This window comes from Chryseobacterium salivictor (assembly GCF_004359195.1).
Lineage (GTDB): Bacteria > Bacteroidota > Bacteroidia > Flavobacteriales > Weeksellaceae > Kaistella > Kaistella salivictor.
The window spans coordinates 1,687,259-1,708,215 of record NZ_CP037954.1 but is presented as its reverse complement, the minus strand read 5'-3'; the positions used below and the strand labels follow the sequence as shown (position 1 = coordinate 1,708,215).

Here is a 20,957-nt window from a genome sequence, read left to right as displayed (position 1 = left end):
CTTTAGCAATGATTATAGATTCACTACATAACGCGGAGAAATATTCCGGCCTGCATCCTTTATTTTCCAGAGCTTTTCAATTTATTCAGGAAAATGATCTGATGGCATTGCCTGACGGAACCATTCAGATCGAAGAAGGACTGAAAGTAATTGTCAGCCAGAAAACGGGAAAAACCGCAGAAGAAAGTTTAAAGAAATTTGAATGTCACAATACCAATATCGATATTCAGGTTTGTGTAAAAGGTCATGAAACCATCGGATGGAAACCCCGCGAAACCTGCGTTTCACCCAAAGGCGAATATGATCCGGCAAAGGATGTTCTCTTTTTTGAGGACCAGCCTGATACGTTTTTCAGTTTGAAAGACCGCCAGTTTGTGATTTTTTATCCGGATGATGTCCATGCACCGATGATTGGTGAGGATGAAATCAGAAAATTAGTATTTAAAGTAAAAATTTAATTCAGATCAAATGAGCAATATTCAGAAAGTTTCCGATGCGGTAGTAAAGCAGGGAATCTTGCCCTTATATTTCAATGCCGATGAAACGGTAACTATAGAAACCCTACGCGCGATTTACCGCGCCGGAATCCGTGCTGTAGAATACACCAACCGTGGTGAAGCCGCTTTGAATAATTTCAAAAAAATGGTGGAAACCAGAAATTCCGAAATGCAGGATCTCCTTTTGGGAATCGGTACCATCAAAAACCTTCAGCAGGCTAAAGATTTTGTGGAAGCCGGCGCTGATTTCTTTATCAGTCCGGGATTTGTACCCGAAGTGGCAGATTTCCTGATCAAACAGGACAAATTCTACAGCCCGGGCTGTATGACACCCACTGAAATCATCGCGTCAGAAAATGCAGGCGTGAAGTTTATCAAACTTTTCCCCGGAAATATGCTCGGGCCTGATTTTTTAAGCGGAATAAAAGATATCTTCCCGAATCTGCTATTTATGCCGACAGGCGGCGTGGATACTACCCGTGAAAACATTGAAGGATGGTTCAATGCCGGCGTGTCAGCAGTAGGAATGGGAAGTAAGCTGATTAGCAAAAAGTTAATGGCAGAAAAAGATTATGAAACCATTGAATCTGAAACTAAAAAAGTACTGCTATTACTTGCGGAATTGAGGTAAGTTGATGTTTTAAGGAGGTTTTGCATACTTTTTAATAAATTTATTTTAACAAAAAAATAAATATATAGAGGTAGACTTCCTATTTGCTAACTTTGCAAAACCAATCTGGTTAACCAAAAAACATCAATATGAAATTAGATTTAATTACAAAAAAGGAAAATCAAACCACCCAACAAGAAATCATCGCTAAAATTAGAGAATTAATCAACTTTAAAAATCTTGAACCTGGCGATAAACTTCCTTCGGAAAGAATGTTATCTGAAAAATTTGGGGTATCACGCAGTAATGTCAGGGATGCAATACAAAAATTAGAATTTTACGGAATTTTAAAATCAATTGCGCAGAGCGGAACCTTTATTGCGAATATCCGTAGAATTGCGATTAACGGGATGATTGATGATATTCTGCGCTTAGATGAGCCAGATTTCAAATCGCTGGTGGAAACAAGAATCCTTTTAGAATTAAAAACCGTAAAACTTGCCGCTTTAAGAAGAACGGATGAAGATATTAAAAATATAGAAGCAGCCCTAAATGCTTATACGCAAAAAGTTTTAGCAGGCGAAGATGCTGTTCAAGAGGATTTACTTTTCCATTTGGCCATTGCAAAAGCCTGTGGCAACAGCACTATTAATACCTTTATGTTAACGATAACACCGGAAATTATTTCCTATTTTAACAGTATGCCGGTGTGCGACGAAAACCAGCAAATTACCGCTATTAAGGAACATGAGGCTATTTTCGCTGCGATAAAGGACCAGGATCCGCAAGAAGGAAAATTGAAAATGAAAGAACATTTTAAAGTTCTTTATAAATTCTGTTACGATAAAAGTTAAGATTAATACAATCAGGACAGCCGTCTGAATTTTGAACGGTATCAGAACTCCTGCTATAAATAAGAATAAAATGAAAGTTAAAGGATTAAGATGGTGGATTATCGGCTTGATAATGGTCATTACGATTATTAATTATTTGGATAGAGGAACTCTGAATTACATGTGGGTTGCCAATATCGAATATAAGTTAGTAGATAAGATTAAACTAAATTCCGGCGATAATCAGGCACGGTTTATAGCAGAAAACAATACCTACGAACTCGTTTCCAAAAGAGGTGAGAAAATTGTGCAGAAAGCTGCTTTCGTTAATTTCAAAAATGACGGTAAAATTGTTGTCAACAGGCAAGGTATTGCTTACGAATTAGGTATTGTCGACAAAGATGCCGCTCCTGAAGAATCATCGAAACAAGCGAAAGATCAGCTGGGCGTCATTACGATCTTTTTTATGATCGCCTACGGAATCAGCCAGCTTTTTTCCGGTAAATTATATGATAAAATCGGGACACGGCGTGGATTTGTTGTTTCTGTTTTAGTATGGGGATTTGCCGATGCTCTTACCTCACTGTCGCAGGGAAAGGTTTCCTTAACAGGATTTAGAATGATGTTGGGTCTGGGCGAAGCCGGTCCATGGCCAGGTGCTACAAAAAGTAATGCGGAGTGGTTTCCACAGAAGGAACGTGCCTTTGCGCAAGGTCTTTTTGGTGCCGCTGCATCGATAGGTTCAATCTTAGCTCCCATCATTATTTTATCCCTGTATATGTCCATTGGCTGGAAGATGACTTTTGTTGTTGTAGGGGTATTAGGAATACTGTGGATCATTCCATGGCTCATTATTAACAAGAAAGGACCAAAAGATCATTCATGGATCACCGATGAAGAGCGCGCCTATATCATCGACAACCAACCTGAAAACCCGCAAAGTAACGCCGTTGGCAAAACGTGGGGAGAATTGCTTTCCAATAAAAAAAATTATTCCGTCATACTGGGTCGCTTCTTTTTAGATCCTATTTGGTGGATGTTTGTCACCTTTTTACCCATGTATTTGGTAGAGGAATTTAATCTTAACATCAAGGAATTGGCATACTCAGCCTGGGTACCCTATTTGGGTGCAATGATAGGCAGCATCGCAGGAGGTTGGTTTTCTGGATTTTTAATCCGAAAAGGGGCAACAGTGGACCGGGCACGGAAAACGGCCATGATTATAGGTGGATGCATAATCATTCCTGCAATTCTAGGTTCTGTTATGGTACCAAATGCAGTTCTAGCTGTTATTCTGATGGCTTTTGTGCTGGGTGGTTTCCAATTTACAATGACCAATATTCAAACATTACCCAGTGATCTACATGATGGTAAATCAGTAGGCTCATTAGCCGGCCTTGGAGGAGCAGCGGCCGTTTTAGGAACCATAATAGCAATCCTGTTTGCGGGTCAGATCGCCAGCTGGCCATTGTTGTTCGGGTTGCTATCGGCATTAGTTCCTTTGTCTCTGGTATCCATATTCTTAACTATCGGGAAAATTGAACAAATAAAATAATAACAATAATAATATTAACAATTAAATAAGTAAAATGACTGATTTAAAGGGAAAAGTAGCTGTAGTAACAGGCGCAACAGGAGGAATTGGTTTTGCGGTCTGCAAAAGATTAGGCAAGGACGGTTATACTGTAATTTTAAATGGTATCAAAAAAGAAGGTGGTGCTGACCAAGTAGCAGAACTTTTGGCAGATGGGATCACAGCGGAGTATTATGGCTTTGATGTTACCAACGAAGAGGAAGTAAACGCCAATATCAAAATGATCGGTGAAAAATACGGTAAAATCGACGTTATCGTAAACAATGCAGGCGGTTTAGGCGGCAGACAAAGGTTTGAGGAAATGACGACGGAATTTTACAGATCAGTAATGGCGTTAAATCTTGATTCTACCTTTTTTGTATCAAGAGCGGCGATCCCTTTTCTGAAAAAAGCGGAAAACGCTTCAATAATCAACTATACTTCCAACGCCACCTGGAATGGCGGAGGCCCGGGAGCTGGGGTATATGCCACTTCTAAAGCTGGGGTACAGGCGATTACAAGAGCAATGGCTAAAGACTTAGCTGAGTATGGAATTAGAGTAAACGCGGTTTCTCCGGGAACTATTGATACGCCTTTTCATGCTCAGATAAAAGAAACTAAACCTGAAGTGTTCGCTAGCTGGAAAAACAGTATCATGCTTGGAAGATTGGGAGAACCTGAAGAAGTTGCGGCAGTAGTGTCGTTCTTAGCAGGTAAAGATGCTTCCTTTTTAACGGCTGAAACAATCCAGATTGGTGGTGGTCAGGCGTTAGGAATTTAATCTTTTTCTATATCAATTGCTTCATCTCAAAAAAAGAAGCCGTCTCAATTTTATTTGAGGCGGCTTCGCTTTTTGTACCGTAACTTTTTTATTTAAAGAAGCTAATTTACATATTTTGATAAAAAAGTAATAATGGCAGTATTAATTTCCCTGTTCTGCTCCTGATCAAATTTGCCATGAAGACCCCCGGGCACGCTGATAAACTGCGAGTCCACCCCCATCTCCTGAAGTTTCCTGTATAAGTCAACGGATTGCTGGTAAGGAACGGTGGGGTCTGCGTCGCCGTGAACGATAAATACCGGCGGACTGTTTTTAGTGACGTAATTGATAGGCGATACTGATTTTATAAATTCCTTATCGGCTATCTTAGAGCCCAGCCACTGTAATGCAGATTTACTTTTAAGCTTTCCAAAAGACCAGTCATAGACGTCAGTAATACCATATTTATCAATGATCGCCGCAACTCTAATCTCTTTAGAAGTCATACAGTTATTATCAAAGCGACGGTCGTTTCCTAAAAGTCCGCCCATTAAGGCAAGGTGTCCTCCTGCACTGCCGCCCATGATGACGATCTTTTTTGGATCAATATTCAGATCCTTTGCATGTTCCACCAGGTAGATCAGCATGCAGCGGGTGTCCTCTATTGCTGCGGGAGCAGTTGCCTGTTGAGACAGCCGGTACTCCATATTAACCACTGCGTACCCGGCTTTAAAGAAGGTATTGAATCCGGTTTGAGATTCCTTTACACCCTTGTTCCACCCGCCTCCGTGAATGTTGATGATTACTGGAGTCGGCGTCTTGCTGTTTAAATTTAAATATAAATCAGCCTTTCCCTCCCACTCCTTAACTTTCGTATAGGTAATGTTTAATTGTGCTGTATAATTCGGGGGGAACTCTACAGGTTTAAATTCTCCGCCTGTTTCCTGAGAAAAACACTGGGACCAAAATAATACGAGAATAAAAAAATACACATTTTTTTTCATAAAGTACAGATTTAAATTAGATGAGATATTTTATAAATGACACCACATGAAGCGGCTTGTTTTATTTAACAAATTAACACAAAATATTTGGTAAACCAATTTGGTAAACCAAATTTTTTATTATACATTTGATATGAAACAGATCCCTAATATTCACTCGTATGAAATCCGTAATTTTTATCGCCGTGGCTTTTATTACTTTAGGCAGTTGCTCCCGGACTGGAAATACTATTTCCGATGAAATCATCGATCCAGTCGTGGCAAACGGTTTTGCAGACATATCGCTTAGCAACTGGAAAGTTACTTTACCTGTTGACGAAAACAGCGATGGCAGTCCCGACGAATACGCAGCTGCACAAATACAGAATGGCGGCTACAGAAACATACCGGCAATTAAGCCATTTATGTACGATGATACCGGTGATCAGTCCTTAGTCTTTTACGCTTATCCGTCCACCTCCACCAGCAACAGCGATTATTCCAGAACGGAATTACGGGAAATGATGAATCCCACCAATACTAAAACAAACTGGACATTAAGTAAAGGAGGAACCATGCAGGGGAAATTGAAAGTCGTTTCCACCACGCCCGATACTTCCAGTTCGGGGAACAGTTTTCATAGGGTAATCGTCATGCAGATTCACGGAATTATTTCACAGGCTGATATGGCCAAATATGGTTTCTCTTCGAATGCCGCACCACCTTTATTAAAGATGTTCTGGATTGATGGTCATTTAAAAGCCTATAAAAAAACACTTGTTAACAACAGTACCACGGGAATTGACCTATACAGCAGTTCCAGCACAATATGGACAGATATTTCTTATGATTTCGGAAAAGTAGGATATGATCCTTTCGAAATAAAAATTGTAGCCTCCACAGGAAAATTAGAGGTCACCGTAAATGGGAATAACACGCATGTTTTCCAGGATACCAGTCTTGAAAAATGGCCCTTTGAAAACTATTTTAAGGCGGGGAATTATTTAATCACCACCGATCCTGCAGCAAAGTCCACCGTAAAATATTATAAACTAAATGTTACACACTAAATTATTAACAATCAAAAATCATTTAAAATGAGAAAAAAACTATTCTTTTTAGCAGCATGCGTGCTTACCGTCGCAAATGCAAATGCACAGACAACATTATTTGCAGACAACTTTGATACGGCAGGTTTACCAAATCCACCGGTATCTCCAAGCCAGTACCAGGCTTTTTCGGGGGCACCCGGAACAACGTCCACCGTATCATCTGCAGGTCATACGTACACCGGTGTTAATACTTCCCTATGGTATCTGGCTTCCGGAAATGGAACGTCCGGTCTTAATGCGATCTACAATGCCACTTCTACTTCGTACACTACCAATTTAAGTATTCAGGGTACAAGTTCTACAACGGCTGGCCAGGCAAACAAAGCGACTGCTACGGTGGCTGTACCAGTACCTTTTTCACCAAAATTAAGTGAAAATACCGATGTTTTAACCTGGTCTTTCGCAATGCGTGTTAATAAAAATGGGCAACTCACCACATTACCTTCTGCCTTTAAACCAGCTGGTGCACTTGCAGGCGGCGTTATTCTTGCTACCGATTTACCCGCGGGAGGAAACATCAACACCTCAGGTAATGGCTACGCAGTTATTCTTTCTGGGGATAGTGGCACTTTAAACGCAATTACTTTAGGATCGTTTGCCGGAGGATTATATGATACCGCCACTTCTACTTCCCATTTTACCCCTTTATTACAAGTGGAAAGCATAGCGTTCTCCAACAGCAGTTCAGTAATTGTGTCCTATACTCCCTCTACAAATACCTGGTCGATGAAGGTAAGACAGGATGGTAGCGCCTCTTTACAGGATCCGCAGGAAACTACTGAAAACACTTACACAACTTCTACTCCTGCAAGTATTGTTGATAATTCCCAAACAGGAATAGCCAATGCGAATATGATGCTGTATTTTAATTATAGCGGAACAAACGGTATTTATATGGATAATCTGAAAGTGACGTCGGGCGCTGTGCTTGCAACAGATGCTGCCAAATCCAAAATCAGCTTCTCGATCGCTCCAAATCCTGCAAAAAATTATTTTAATATAGAAAATAATGGTAAAAAAATTAATTCAGTTGTAATTTATTCTTTGGATGGTAAAGCGGTGAAGAGTCTCATTAATCCACAGTCAAAGCAGGTAGATGTTTCAGCCTTACCTAAAGGAACTTATCTGGTAAAAGTGAACAGCGAAAATTCAGAGTCAACAAAGAAGTTAATGGTCAATTAATTGATCCTGACTTAAATGTATCAGCTTCTCTGCAGGCTGGTTTATAAATCAAAACCTGGAATAAATCCAGGTTTTTTTGTGTTGTTATGCGGGAAAAATTAAAACCATATTGTCACTGAAGAATGAAAATGATAGACAAACACATCTTCAAAAATTAGAAGTCTATTTAGAATTAACTTCTACCTCTTCTCCCGGTTTAAGTAAGATGGTTTTCTTATTTTTAAGATATTGATAATCCAGTATCAGATCATTTTCGCTTAAAGACTGAATAAGAACTGTATTTCCTTTGGTTTTTACAAAAAAATCAGCTTCTTCAGAAAAACGGAACTGAATATTTTTAGCGGTCAGACTTTTCACCGAAAAGAAGACTGCAAGGTTTTCTTTGGTTAAAGAAATGGCCTGCGCACCTTTAGTTTTCCATTGAAGATCATTGATGTTCCATCCTTTTAGTGAAGGATTCTCTCTGTATTGATCAATACTTTGATCAAAAGTTTTAAATGGAACAATAGCAGTGATAAAACTGTAATCTGATTTGTTATTTTTAGACACCACGTTCCATTGTTTCCCCTGTGTGCCTGAAGAACTTACAGCGTCAGCAGGCTTAAGCTGGTAAATATCGTTACCGGAACCATCATCAAATGCAGAACGTAATAAATCGGGTCCCTTCTGCGAAGTGTAGTGTCCCTGCCAAATCTGTTTATAAGTATGCGGCGTGTTGGCTCTGAAATTATCTTTTACAAGCCAAAAATCATTTCTTAAATAAATAACCTGTCTGGAATATTTTACGCCGATATTTTCAAATCCGTTATGACTGCCAATATACAAGTCTAAATCTCCGTTGGTATTCCAAGCGATGTTTTGGGGTTTCGGTAACGATCTGAATTTGCCAAACCCACTGCCTCCCTGATTCCCGGCATACTCTTTTCCCTGTAATTCATCATCCACTAAAGCCACGTTTTTTACCATTGAATTTTTGAAAAATTCATAGTCTTTCAGGGAATAACGTACCTGATAAAAATCACCTTTCCGTTTGCCATCGCCTGGATACCTAACATATCACCTTGCTGATGATCTGGCTTATACGGATCAAGGCCGTTGGAAATGGCCATTACTTTATCGTCTTTATTCCAGCCTTCACGCATGATGAAATAACCGGTTTCAGGAAAATCAACAGATTGTACTATTGGCACCTGGGCTTTCAAATTCCTCAACAATTTCAGCTGAGTATCACTTAAATACCAATAGACAATTGCCGGAACCTGCTCACTTGCAAAATAACCCATTACAGGATCTCTAAAAAGTAAAAACCCTAATGTTAAAGCACCGGAAATATCATTTTTTTCCGCCCACGGCGCATTCGTGTCATCTGAAAATACAGGAGCGGATTTATCCGGATAGGCGATTTTCGGTAGGGTTTCAAATAAAGACTTCAGTTTTAATTCCAAGATAGAATCAATCTTAACATGACTGTTTTTTGCCAGCTGATGAACAAAGAAATAATTGTCGATGTCACTGATATGATAATGTACCGTCCGTTCAAACTGAAAACCATCTTTGTTGATTTCCTTTGATAAATGTTCCTGAAGGAGACCCATCGCACGGTCTTTCCATAAATCCGCATCCTTAAAATCACTGAACAGAATGGAGAGCATCGCCAGCGCGGACATTCCTCTGGTTTGATGATTGCCGGGTACAAATTCCGTATTGGTTTCATATAAACTCGATGCGTGCTGAAGCAAAGTGGCAATCGTGAGGAGCTGGTCATCGTCACTATAGCCTTTTTCTCCCAGAAATAAGTTGTGAATCTGAAGCCAGTTTAAGACACGGTAACCGGAACGGAAAGCTTCATAAACTCCATTTCCGTCATCGATCGTTTCATACCGGTTAAGAGTTAAGGCGGTATTCAATGATTTTAGCTGATCTTTAAAATAGTGAAGATATTCCGGGTTTTTGTTTTGAAACTGATAATAAAAGGCAATATCTGCCATTTTATGCTGACGGGCCAAATGACGCATGGCATATGCGTTAAGGGGCTCGCCGTTTTTATAACAAAATGGCAGTTTCCACGGGGTTACCGCCTCGAATTTCGCGAGGTGATCCAACGCATTTTTGGTATGCGTGCCTTGAGCGTTGGGATAAAGCAGAACATATTCTTTAAATCGTGCATCATTGCTTTTCCAGTCATAAAAGTAGCGTTCCGAGAATTTATCCCTGAAATACTGCGCTAACTTTGCCTGAGTAATCGTATTTGAACCTCCTAATTCCTGAATGACTTCCGGTTTTAAATAATATGGCAGATCATCCGCTCCAATTATTTTTTCTGAAGGAATATTTTGCGCGAATACGCAATTTGAAAAAAAACAGCTAAAAAGCAGGTAAAAAAGTTTGAGGGATTTCATATTATTAGGGTAAGTTAAAGCACGCCGGAATAAATAAAATCCCGCGTCACATTAATAATAAATTGTCGATTGTTTGGGTTGTTATGACCTGCGGCCAATATCAATACATCAGTTTCATCTCTAAGTTCTGAACAACTTTAAATTCACCTGAATCTTCAATGGTATTTTTTCCCGGTGTCTGTCCTTTTTCACCCCATAAAACCGCGATGGTTTTCACCGGATTATTTTTAAAAACATTATTGGTGATTGATACATTTACGATGCCTCGGTTTTTAATAAGGATATTTTCCGGCTGTGCTTTTCCGGAGTTGATGATGGTATTCCCTTCCATTTTTATATTTCCTCCAATAGTGGATTCGTCATAGCCACCGCGGTAATAATCCAGGATAACGCCGCCAATATGATCAAATTTTGAGTTGGTGAAAGTCACAAACTCTGCATTATAATCACCGCCGTCATTTTTTTCTTTGTTGAGCATAAAACCGTTCTCACAATTGCTGATTTTGGAATTTAGAAGCGATATATTGTCGGCAAAGGAACCCTTAGAAACTTCCAGCACGCTTTTGAAGTTGGATATTTCAGAATTTTCAATGGAAATATCATAGGCTTTGCTCATTAATTGATCCAAAGTGGTAAATGCATTCTGGGCTTTGTTGCCTGTAAGAACAATATTTTTAAGAATTAAATGGCCTTTTGGCTGCATTTCAAAAGCCGTTTTCTCTGAAGAAAAGACAAGTTTTGCTTTGTTTTTACTGTTAATGGAAGCAATGGTGATTTGTTTGTTGACAGGCAAAGAGGACTTTAAGTGATAGGTGCCGCTTTTTAGCAAAATTACATCACCCGAATTGGCCTTTGCTAATTGTCTAACCAATTCAGCGGCCGTGGAAACCGCAATTTTGTTAGCAGGCGCTTTTGGTTGGTTAACTTCATACCAATTTGTTCCGTATTTACTTCTGTCAACCAATAGAGGATTGCCTTTAATGGGATTCACGATTGCACCTATGCTGTTGTTAGTTTCAGTTCTGCCGTTTCCAAAAAGATCTTTGGTAATATTTTCAAAATCAAAACCATGGTAGACCTCCCTGTTATTTTCTTTTAAAGTAAACAGGCCGTCCGATACCTTGGTGACTCCAAAATTAGTGGTAATTAAGCCTGCAGGTTTTACTTCGCTGTTGTTTACATTATTGATAAAATTGTTCTTAAATGTTACGCCATCTACTTTGTCATAATTTACAATAGGATGGGTGTCCGGTAATTCATTGTAAATTAAATTATTGGCGAAAAGCACTCGTTCAGGGCGGGCGGAACGGATTTCAGATTTAGGTAAAACTGCACTTTGACTTACATTTGAACCTACGCTCAATTGCCATGGCGATTCACAGTCTATAAAAGAATTATGTGCAACTACAACATCAGTTACCTGGTTGTATCTGTTTAAAGATGACTTAGGAATTCCGTTCATTATGGAAATGGCGCTGCGGAAGGCCTCACCTCTTATTTTATAAAAATAGTTGTTGGTGATCCAATGGCCCGTGTTAACAACCCGGATTCCGCCTATTTGGTTTGATTTGTCGTTTCCGATAAAAATATTGCCGTCGACTACATTATAATTTCCGTGTCTGATCACCAAGGAACCTTCTGACTCTAAAAATACATTATTTCGGTATTCATTAAAATTGGATTTATTTGAAATGACCTCTACTTCGCCATTACACTGATCAAATAAATTGTTGTAAACATTGGTATGGGAAGGCGCCATCGAAGTTTCACTGTCTCCGACCTGGATCGTTTCTCCATGGGGTCCACCTTTTCGGGGTCTGGGCCCAAAGTAATTGTTTACGATTTGGTGATAATTGTAAATATTTTCGTTACCATCCAGGAAAACGCGGAGCGTAGGTCCGAAGTTAGACTTTCCAGTGATGTAAGAGTCGCTCAATTCGTTGTGCCGTCCCCAAAATTCAATCCAGTGATCGCTTACATCTCTGTCGGGCTGCGTAAATTCCTCGATCACGCATTGGGTAAACTTGCAGTTATTGGCAATCGTATTATTATCAATTTTAAAGGATACCACTGAACTGGAAGGCGTGTATCCGTTTCTAAAATGTAAATCCCGTACGGTTAAATAATTTCCCCCAAATTTTAAATCAGAAGCTCCTTCTATAAAAACTTTTCCTGGAGTTTCACCTCTTAAAACGATCGGATTTTCTTTGGTGCCTGTGCCGTAAAATCTAATCTGGACATCCTTCCAAATACCATTTGCCAGGATGATCTGGTCACCTGCAGTCGAATTTTTGACGGCCTTGTTAAGTTCAACTATATTTTTTACTTTAATATCTTTTGCACTATTAACAGGAGTGGCGAATACCATGAGGTTGGATGTAAACAGCAAAATCACTAAACTTAAAATACGAATACTATTTTTCACTTTTTTAAAATTTTTGAAATTACTTTTACTTTTTACTGCGTTTATTTCCATACTTTAAATTTTATAATACTTCTATATCGGTCGTAATTAACTTTGATTTTTCACGCCATTAAACTTCATGCAGCGTCACCGCAATAAAGTTTTTATTTTTCAGAATTCCAGATCATTTCACTGTAACTTTTGACGCCTCGAAACTGGTTATCCAAATTGGTTTACCAAATATAGCAATACTTTACCTTATACACAACAGCTTCATCAGCTCATCTTAGGAAGAACTAAGATAATAATCAACTTATAATATTTGTCAAACATGGAACGTTCTACACGCTCTATCAAAGGAGTTTTTACCAGTACAACGAGGAAGTCAGATGGCGGTGACGGAAATCGGATGGCGGTAAAGCACTTTCACCGCGGGGTAAGGGTACTCTGGCTGGCAAAGTGTCTTCACTGCGGAGGAACTCTCTCAGCCTGTAACCAGAATGATCTGCCAAAGCCCGCTCTATTCCTAAAAAAGCACATCAGAAACAAGTTCTTCACAAATTATCAGCGATTCGTAACCATTTCAAAATAAAGCTCCGAAGCCGTGAGACTTCGGAGATCAGGGACTTCATACCCGCTAATAGAAATATTTTGTTATCTGTTGCCATATTATATTTTACTCAATTTGTCTAATTATATCATCACGATATAATTCATTAAATGCTTCATTATATATGTCATTAATTTTATATCCTTGATCGTAGGAGTCCAGTGCTCTTTTTAATAATATTTGTACAGAATCTTTCTCTCCCAATTTTTTATAGATTAAGGCTTTATTATAATAGGATTCTGCAAATTTATAATTGCTTTTATTTAAGGAAATATCAAATTGTTTGATAGCCAGCCTGTGTAATCCCATATTACCTAACAAAATACCATAATTTACATAACTAATAGGAAAAATAGGATATTGTTTTTCATCTGCTTTAAATAGTTTTTCATAAAAAGTTCTAGATTTTTCAAAATTACCAGCACCTTGATAAGCAGCAGCCAATAAATAATTAATGCTTCCACCATTTACATCAAAATAATTGGGAGTTAAAGAATCTAATTTTTCAAAATCTTTTATAGCGCCCTGATAGTCTTTTAATTTATTTAATTTTATCCAACCTCTGTACCCTAAATGTTCTTTGGGATTCAAATCCACTGCTCGATTCAACAGCTGAAATCCTTCATAATAAAATCCTCTTTTATTGTATGGTACAGATTTTTCGAAAAAAGCGTCTGAATAAGTGGGAAAATCTTTTATCAGTTTTGCAAATATAAATTGGGAAAACTGTGTTCCTTGCGTTCCTGCTCCTATTGCAAACTTTGCTTCCTTATTAATAACATAAACAAAGAATATTGCTAATGAGATAAAACCTAAAAAGAGAACGGAAAATAATATTTTAAATGTTAATAAAATTCTAGAAAATATCGACAATTTTTCCATGTTGTATTTTAAAATTTATTAAGGAGTAGGAATCCACCTTCTTATTTTTTATAACTCCTGGAATCCAATTATTTAAACTCTTAAGTTCTTTAATTATCAAATTGTTATCATCCTGAGATATTTTCATTTTTTCATAATTTGTATCAACAACAAGCAGTCTATATCTGTCGGTTTCTCCTCTATGGTTAACAACAAATCTTGCTGTGACATAACCGTTTTGAATAGATTTCAGAGCTTTAATTTTATCTAGAATTTCGCTTCTAATTGCTGCCCTTCCATAAAAATACTGCGCTCCAGATTGATAATACTGATATATGTAACCGTTAATTTCAAAATTTTTATTATCCGTATTAGCATCGTATTTTATATTTCCAATTTCCTTTGAAAGTCCATTGTATATTAAAACAGATATAACTACAGAAATAATAAAACTAGGAATTAAAATAATATTTACAATTCTATTCAGTTTTCTCATAAAAATTTGATTTCATTTAATTACTGACTTTAATTTTATGCACGTTTTATTTGGTAGTAGATAACGGCCGGGTATTTCTGCAGGCGGAGTAAAAATACGAAAACTTTTTAGTTGTCAAAAACTTAATTAATCGCATCAATCTTCGATGAAAACTTTAAACCCATTGGTAGAAGCACCGTGGCTGAAAAGCTCATAAAGGTTCCGTTCAACACACTTCCATTTCTTGTCTTGCAGACAAAACGAAAGCTTAGTTATTATGAGAAGGCAAATTTTATTTTAGTTTGAAATTTCTACCTTCAATTCCTTTTATTGTATCATTTTCAATTAGGTGTTCTTCATTTCTACTTTTTAGAAGAATTATATCATTTTGCAGTTCTATATTACCTGCAATAATATTAGTTTCATTGGTATTTATGTCAGTTTTAAAAATGGTAAAGTTTATTTTTTTCTTATCAACAAAAACTGAAAATTTTGACCCCTTATATTTAAAACTTCCACCTGAAAAATTTTCCTGCCTAAAGGTTTTGTGCGCTTTGCTAAAGACAAGGAGAAGAATAATCGGTGCTAAAATGATATTCGCCAAGAAAGCATTTTTAAATTTTGTTTTCTTTGTGAAATAAAGAATTCCGAAGATAATCACGTTGATTATTACTGCAATAATAATAATAATAGACTGGAACAAAATTTCTTGTTTAATGCTCGCTGTCCATGTTCTGCTGTCATCTTTCATTGATTTTTTTCTATTAGGGATTTCAGTTTGTGGATGATAGTTTTCTAATTTAAGAAATACGGAATTCCACAAGTAATCGATTAATTGTTCAATTGTTATCCAAAGATTGGAGAGAATTTTCCCCTCTCGAAAATGACATTATCAGCTGATTTGATAACGGCTGTACGATAAAATTCGTAATTTTACGCATTATAATTTTGTTTGTTTCGCAACTTTAAATATAAACTAACAGGTTGCGTTCGCACCAAACTCTTTTAACTTTTATCGTACACTATTTTTAAAAAATATAATAATGAAAGCAATCCATATCACCAGATCTGGCGGGCCGGAAGTTTTAGAACTTCAGGAAACGCCAAAGCCCATTCCGCAGAAAAAACAGGTTCTCATTAAAGTAAAAGCGGCAGGCATCAACCGCAGTGATGTGATTACCCGGGAAGATATTGAAACCTATGGTAAAAGTTCATCACAGACCATCATTCCTGGTTTGGAAGTTTCAGGGATCATTGAAGAAATAGGTACTGAAGTCAAAGATAAAAAAGTCGGCGACAAGGTTTGTGCCCTCATACCCGATGGCGGTTATGCAGAATATGTCGCGGTCGATAGCTCGCACTGTCTTCCTATCCCCGAGGGTGTGAGTCTGGAAGATGCGGCTGGTATTCCGGAAACCGTTTTTACGGTCTGGTTCAATGTTTTTATGATGGGTAAACTACAGTCGGGCGAAAAATTACTCATTCATGGCGGAACCAGTGGCATCGGAACCATGGGATTGCAAATGGCAAAAGCTTTGGGCTGCGAAACCTACAGCACTGCTGGAACGGCAGAAAAGGTAGATTTCTTAAAAAAGATGGGCGTTGATCATGTCATCAATTACAAAGATCAAGCTTTTGAAGAAGTTTGGAAAGATGAAAAGATAGATGTAATTCTCGATATGGTCGGTGGAGATTATACGCTAAAGAATCTTGGTATTCTCAATAATAAAGGCCGTCTTATTTTTATTAACGGCATGAAAAACGTTGACACCACTATTAATATCCTAATGATTATGGCCAAGAGCCTCACCATTACAGGAAATTTTCTAAAACCCCAGCCAACTGAAGTGAAAGCCCAAATTGCGCAGGAAGTAGAAAAAAACATCTGGCCTATGTTCGATTCCAAAAAAATCTATCCGGTAATTTATAAAAAAATGCCATTAGCAGAAGCTGCCGATGCGCACCGGTTAATGGAAAGCAGTGACCATATTGGAAAGATTCTTTTAACAATGGATTAGTTTGCTACTGTAGCAATTTACCAATAACCGACAAAAATCAGGATTTATAAAACGATCTTCTGTAACGCCCAATATTGGGCGTTCGTTATTTACTTACTTTTAGCATTAAAAATTTCTTTAAGCAAGACGCTATTTTCTTTTTCAAATAGATCGATCAAAACCGTGAAATGGTCTGCAGCAGGTATCGCTTTAATGTCCGTTTTGTACTTTTTACGCTTTAGCAGTTTGTGATAATTTTTGGATTGATTTACCAACTCGGGTTGCTCATCTGCGCCATAGTATAAAAACACTGGAACAGACTGATCCATTGCAGGAAGCAAATTGTTGATTGGACTCAATTTTGAAGCTTCAAGCAGATTAAGTTGTAAGGGTCTTCCAATTTTTTTTGTTTTAGAGATCGGTACAAGGTCAAATATTCCACTTATAGGCATTGCAGCACCAGTAATTAAAGGGTGATCTTTTACAATGGCAGCTAAATGTCCTCCAGCTGAATGACCACTTACGTAAACTGGAATTTGGGATGCGGATTCTTTGAACGAATTTGACAGGTGAACTTGTATTTTATCTAAGGCATTACCCAGCTCGTTTACAATAGCTGTCATGCTTACACGAGGTATTTGTTCTCCAAATTTTTCATTGTCTCGGGTCAAATCATACTCAATCAGTATCACATCTATATTTCTTTCGAGTAGCTGTTTAGCCACAAAGGCATAGGATTCTTTTACTTCGCCCTGCCAATATCCTCCGTGAATAAAAATAAACACCCCTTCAGGGTTTTTATCAAATGCAGGATTGTGAAAGTGATCAAAGGTTTCTCTTTTGCCTAGGCCATACGGTATATCGCTGTGCAAGATGTACTTTTCATAGATGGGCTTGCTTCTTTCTTTGAAGCCATTAATAACGCTTAAAGCATATTCTTTACCCAAATATCCAAAAGTATCATATTCTTCTACATTTTTATTTACACTTGGGCGAACTGGATTAGAAGTATCTCTTGATTGTCCAGACGCATTTATTGTAAAAAAACAAGTAAACACAATTGTTGGAATTAAAGTGGTTACCGCACGAACTATAATAATTATTTTCTTCATGTTGTTGTTTTTAAGGATTCACGCGCTTGCCTGTAACGGTTACGGGTCAAGTAGGTAAAAGCATTTCAGCCTAAGCCTCTCACAGAACCGTACATGAACCTCTCGACTCATACGGCTCTTGACATACAATCTTAGATTTTGCTTAGCGACCAATGTACAAATGTGTTTGGATAGCTCGACTTTATGTCTCTTAGCCAATCAAATGCCTTTTGGTAGCTGTTTAATCTTTTAAACTTATTCTTTACCCACTTCGCTATACGGCAGTCCAAATGTCGGAATAATTTCTCTAATGACCGTGTTTCCATCTTGCCAAAATAGTTAATGATTCCTCTGGTCTTTGCATTTAGTAAGGCGGCTAAGCCTAGAAGTGTCCAAGTACTTCTCTCTGAAAATTCATTTGTTTCCAGCTCGATAGGATGCGTGTCCTCGACTTCATACTCTTCTCACAATCAAATCCAAGAAATACACCCGAATTCCTGTTGCTCTTCTTAGACATCGGCTTGAAACTGTGAATAGGTAATCTTGGTCTTCTCTTCGCTTAACCGCAGTTTGCATACTTGCAGCCTAGGCTTGATACTTTCCAACACATAATGACTTTGCTTTTCGCTGATGCAGTTCCCACCGCTGCCGCACGAATCCTTTCGTGTGGCTTCTATTAAAAATAAATCCCTCGCTGCGCAAAGTCTCCGACTTTGAGCAATTTATTATCAGCCATCTGTTATTAATAATAATTAAGTAATTTTATCTATAACTATTTTACAGTCAATACAATTTCAAATTAAAAATAAAAGACATGAAAGATGGATACCTTATTCGAGACCAGAGAAAACCGCATTTCATTACTTGTACCGTAGTGGATTGGATTGATGTTTTTACAAGGAAAAGTTACAGAGATATCGTGATTTCATCGTTACAATATTGTATTAAAGAAAAAGGAATGCATTTGTATGGTTATGTCGTCATGAGCAATCATCTCCATTTAATTGTTCAGTCCAAAGATTCTAAACTATCTGATTTGATAAGGGATTTCAAAAAATATACGGCAAAGAATATTTTAGAGACCATACAATCTGAACCAGAAAGCCGGCGCGAATGGATGTTGGAACGATTTAAAAAAGCGACCGAAACTCATGGGAGAAATAAAAAATATCAGTTTTGGCAATACGGAAATCACGCAGAGGAAATTTACACCCTACCGTTCATGTGGGATAAACTCAACTATATCCATTTTAATCCAATCAGGGCGGGTTGGGTAGAAAAAGCGCATCATTATTTGTATTCGTCTGCAAGCAATTACGTTACGGGAAAAGGATTATTAGAAATAGAACTTGCAGATCAGCCGATTGTAGATACTACAAAAACCAGTGAGTTTTGGAAATATAATAATTATGAAGAATGAAATTATTGTGGCTCAAAGTCGGAGACTTTGCGCAGCAGGGGACTTTGCGCAGCAGGTGGAGTGAAATTATTGTGGCTCAAAGTCGGAGACTTTGCGCAGCAGGAGAACTTGTGTTCTGCAGCGAAGAAAAACCGCAGAAAACCACTTCCAAAGGCTACCAAACGCCACAAAAAAAAGCAGTCCTTCTGAAAAACTGCTTTGTGTATCTAAATTCTGAAATCGATAACTCCATAAGGTTACCAACTGCTGGCAAAAAGCTACCGGAGTTGGAGTTTACCCTGAGGCTCTCGAAGGGTTCAACAGGCTTTCATTTCTTGTCTTGCAGACAAAACGAAAGCTTAGTTATTGTGTGCAGTATTTTTTTCTAGAACAAATTAACAGCAACAAATCCTCCGAAGTTGTTTTGATTGGTTTTCATTGGGCCATACCAATCAAGATTTGCAGCAGCACCGAAAGTAATATCTTTATAAGTTAATCCTGCACGGAGCATTATATAACTTCTCGTATGAAAGTCATATCCTAGATTATGGGTATATAATCCTTGTAATCTTGTATAGATGTTTAATTTTCCGGTTAGTTTTGGTTTATATTCTATTAAAGCAAGAGCATCAAAATTTGCATTTTTTGATAAATCAACTCTTGGATTTACTACTGCTAATAAATCTTGATTGCCATAAGAGAAAATAACACCTGCTGATGGACGAATACCATCAATAGGATTCCATATAAAGCCACCTGAGAGATCAATTCCTCTGATAATACTATAAGTTATATTACCTTGAAGCATATAATCGTTCATTTTGGGTTCTCCCCATTCGGGTTGGATATTGGTAACACCAAAAAAGCCAAGTTTTGGTACACTCTGCAATTTTTTATTGATAATCATTTGGTAAGCTAACGCTCGATCTCCTGCAAAAGTTTCCATAAAGATGGGTGGATTTTTTGTTACAGGAGTCGTTGTTTCCTGTGCTTTGGCTGAAAGAACAGACATAAATAAAGCTGTTCCTAAAAGTACTCTGTTGAAATAGTTCATATCTAAAATTGTTTTGTGCAAAATTAAATCTTGAACACAGCACTTTAGGGCAAAAACAAATCAATTATTGGTACTTTTCAATCATTTTTCGATACTCTAAAGGGGTTTGTTTAGATAGTTTTTTAAAAAACTTACCAAAGTATGATAAATCACTAAATCCCAACTCAAAAGCAATTTCACTTATATCTTTTGTGGTTTGTAATAATAATACTTTGGCTTCTTGTAAAAGAATTTCATTATAGACCGATTGTGCTGATTTTCCCAAGTGATTTTTTATGGTTTTATTTAAGTGATTTGGAGTAATATGTAATTTTTCTGCCAATTCACATATGGTATATCTTTTATCTAAATTGGTATTAATTAATCTTATGTAATCTAATGTTATATCTCTTTTTTTGCTAATTTTTTCTATATTGATTTCTGTTTTTTGAAAACTGATTTCTGAAATGACAGTCCGTAAATATTGAGCAATTAGTTTTTTATTCTCCCTCCAATTCTTTCTATAAAATTCATTAATTATAATGAGTAATTGGCAGATTCGTTCTGTTCTATCGTTGTCTATTATTATTTTATTTAAGTAACCATTTTGTAATTTCCAATTTAGCAAAAGCGAATTATCATCAAGAAAATCATCGGAGAAATGACAATAAAAACCTTTTATATTTTCTGAATAGAAGTCTGTTGTAGAAACTTGTAGTTGTGGTACAATTAGCAATTCGTTTTTGTGAATCTCATAAGAATTGATACCGACTTGTCTTTTTGCATAACCGTCAGTAACAATGAAAAAATCGTTCACTGTTTTTTTATGCGGAGGTAAGGGCAGTTGTAGATTTATAGTTTTGTCGTCAAGAGCGTGAATGAAAAAATTGTTTACACTTTCTTTCCATACTTCTTGATTTATAGTTAAGTCAACAAATTGATTTTTAAAATCAAATGGTTGAAAAATGGAAATATTTTTTTTCTTTGACAAAATTTGAGATTATCGGGCTTCCTAATATTGCACACAACGTTCCGCGGCTTGCAGCTGTGGCGGCAATTTTAATGTTGAGTTGTAAATATATCAAATTTTCTGTTTAGTATTTTCCGGCTAGGAAAATCTAAACCAGCCATGGCTGCA

General features: G+C 37.3%; 20 protein-coding genes. 9 read left to right on the top strand and 11 right to left on the bottom strand.

The genetic code is table 11. From position 1 onward, the window contains the following. Positions 1 to 8: 8 nt before the first annotated feature. From NBC122_RS07920 to NBC122_RS07900, 5 genes are all read left to right on the top strand, one after another. Positions 9 to 458, top strand: coding sequence for a YhcH/YjgK/YiaL family protein (locus NBC122_RS07920; protein ID WP_133439859.1), 450 nt, complete (start codon positions 9 to 11; stop codon positions 456 to 458). 10 nt (positions 459 to 468) lie between these two features. Next, positions 469 to 1,128 (top strand): bifunctional 4-hydroxy-2-oxoglutarate aldolase/2-dehydro-3-deoxy-phosphogluconate aldolase, encoded by a 660-nt coding sequence (locus tag NBC122_RS07915; RefSeq protein ID WP_133439858.1) that lies wholly within the window; start codon positions 469 to 471, stop codon positions 1,126 to 1,128. A gap of 128 nt (positions 1,129 to 1,256) precedes the next feature. Continuing rightward, positions 1,257 to 1,961 (top strand): FadR/GntR family transcriptional regulator, encoded by a 705-nt coding sequence (locus tag NBC122_RS07910; protein WP_133439857.1) that lies wholly within the window; start codon positions 1,257 to 1,259, stop codon positions 1,959 to 1,961. 70 nt (positions 1,962 to 2,031) lie between these two features. Then, positions 2,032 to 3,495, top strand: a complete 1,464-nt coding sequence (locus NBC122_RS07905) for an MFS transporter (protein WP_133439856.1) — start codon at positions 2,032 to 2,034, stop codon at positions 3,493 to 3,495. A gap of 34 nt (positions 3,496 to 3,529) precedes the next feature. Continuing rightward, a complete protein-coding gene (locus NBC122_RS07900) occupies positions 3,530 to 4,294 on the top strand; it encodes an SDR family NAD(P)-dependent oxidoreductase (protein WP_133439855.1) in 765 nt (254 codons plus the stop codon). A gap of 101 nt (positions 4,295 to 4,395) precedes the next feature. Here NBC122_RS07900 and NBC122_RS07895 read toward each other — a convergent pair whose 3' ends face one another. Continuing rightward, positions 4,396 to 5,277: an alpha/beta hydrolase gene (locus NBC122_RS07895; RefSeq protein WP_133439854.1), complete on the bottom strand. Its 882-nt coding sequence runs from the start codon at positions 5,275 to 5,277 to the stop codon at positions 4,396 to 4,398. A 161-nt stretch (positions 5,278 to 5,438) separates the two neighbouring features. Here NBC122_RS07895 and NBC122_RS07890 point away from each other — a divergent pair, with 161 nt between their 5' ends. Both NBC122_RS07890 and NBC122_RS07885 read left to right on the top strand, forming a co-directional pair. Beyond that, complete coding sequence (locus tag NBC122_RS07890; RefSeq protein WP_133439853.1) at positions 5,439 to 6,326, top strand: polysaccharide lyase family 7 protein; 888 nt, start codon at positions 5,439 to 5,441, stop codon at positions 6,324 to 6,326. 27 nt (positions 6,327 to 6,353) lie between these two features. Further along, the gene (locus tag NBC122_RS07885; protein ID WP_133439852.1) at positions 6,354 to 7,550 is read left to right on the top strand and encodes a T9SS type A sorting domain-containing protein; all 1,197 of its coding nucleotides are present in this window, start codon (positions 6,354 to 6,356) and stop codon (positions 7,548 to 7,550) included. Between the two features lie 162 nt (positions 7,551 to 7,712). Here the strand turns inward: NBC122_RS07885 and NBC122_RS14490 are convergent, their stop codons facing one another. From NBC122_RS14490 to NBC122_RS07860, 6 genes are all read right to left on the bottom strand, one after another. Then, the gene (locus tag NBC122_RS14490) at positions 7,713 to 8,516 is read right to left on the bottom strand and encodes a hypothetical protein (protein ID WP_221343567.1); all 804 of its coding nucleotides are present in this window, start codon (positions 8,514 to 8,516) and stop codon (positions 7,713 to 7,715) included. A gap of 26 nt (positions 8,517 to 8,542) precedes the next feature. Further along, complete coding sequence (locus NBC122_RS14485) at positions 8,543 to 9,949, bottom strand: heparinase II/III family protein (RefSeq protein WP_221343566.1); 1,407 nt, start codon at positions 9,947 to 9,949, stop codon at positions 8,543 to 8,545. Positions 9,950 to 10,049: 100 nt separating this feature from the next. Then, positions 10,050 to 12,374: a chondroitinase-B domain-containing protein gene (locus NBC122_RS07875; RefSeq protein ID WP_246012287.1), complete on the bottom strand. Its 2,325-nt coding sequence runs from the start codon at positions 12,372 to 12,374 to the stop codon at positions 10,050 to 10,052. Positions 12,375 to 13,029: 655 nt separating this feature from the next. Then, positions 13,030 to 13,845: a tetratricopeptide repeat protein gene (locus NBC122_RS07870; RefSeq protein WP_133439851.1), complete on the bottom strand. Its 816-nt coding sequence runs from the start codon at positions 13,843 to 13,845 to the stop codon at positions 13,030 to 13,032. Next, positions 13,820 to 14,320, bottom strand: a complete 501-nt coding sequence (locus tag NBC122_RS07865) for a hypothetical protein (protein ID WP_133439850.1) — start codon at positions 14,318 to 14,320, stop codon at positions 13,820 to 13,822. Before NBC122_RS07865 ends, NBC122_RS07870 begins: the two co-directional genes overlap by 26 nt. Positions 14,321 to 14,591: 271 nt before the next feature. After that, positions 14,592 to 15,050, bottom strand: coding sequence for a hypothetical protein (locus tag NBC122_RS07860; RefSeq protein ID WP_133439849.1), 459 nt, complete (start codon positions 15,048 to 15,050; stop codon positions 14,592 to 14,594). 292 nt (positions 15,051 to 15,342) lie between these two features. On the opposite strand from NBC122_RS07860, the gene NBC122_RS07855 reads away from it, so the two are divergent. Beyond that, positions 15,343 to 16,317, top strand: a complete 975-nt coding sequence (locus NBC122_RS07855; protein ID WP_133439848.1) for an NAD(P)H-quinone oxidoreductase — start codon at positions 15,343 to 15,345, stop codon at positions 16,315 to 16,317. A gap of 89 nt (positions 16,318 to 16,406) precedes the next feature. On the opposite strand, the gene NBC122_RS07850 is transcribed toward NBC122_RS07855, so the two are convergent. After that, positions 16,407 to 17,408, bottom strand: coding sequence for an alpha/beta hydrolase (locus tag NBC122_RS07850; protein WP_133439847.1), 1,002 nt, complete (start codon positions 17,406 to 17,408; stop codon positions 16,407 to 16,409). A 131-nt stretch (positions 17,409 to 17,539) separates the two neighbouring features. After that, on the bottom strand, positions 17,540 to 17,734 hold the full coding sequence (locus NBC122_RS14725) for a hypothetical protein (RefSeq protein ID WP_394345893.1): 195 nt from the start codon (positions 17,732 to 17,734) through the stop codon (positions 17,540 to 17,542). Between the two features lie 467 nt (positions 17,735 to 18,201). On the opposite strand from NBC122_RS14725, the gene NBC122_RS07840 reads away from it, so the two are divergent. Continuing rightward, on the top strand, positions 18,202 to 18,807 hold the full coding sequence (locus NBC122_RS07840) for an REP-associated tyrosine transposase (protein WP_133439846.1): 606 nt from the start codon (positions 18,202 to 18,204) through the stop codon (positions 18,805 to 18,807). Between the two features lie 364 nt (positions 18,808 to 19,171). Here the strand turns inward: NBC122_RS07840 and NBC122_RS07835 are convergent, their stop codons facing one another. Then, a complete protein-coding gene (locus tag NBC122_RS07835) occupies positions 19,172 to 19,840 on the bottom strand; it encodes a hypothetical protein (protein WP_133439845.1) in 669 nt (222 codons plus the stop codon). Positions 19,841 to 19,904: 64 nt separating this feature from the next. Next, positions 19,905 to 20,810, bottom strand: coding sequence for a helix-turn-helix domain-containing protein (locus NBC122_RS07830; RefSeq protein WP_165983204.1), 906 nt, complete (start codon positions 20,808 to 20,810; stop codon positions 19,905 to 19,907). Positions 20,811 to 20,957: the final 147 nt, after the last annotated feature.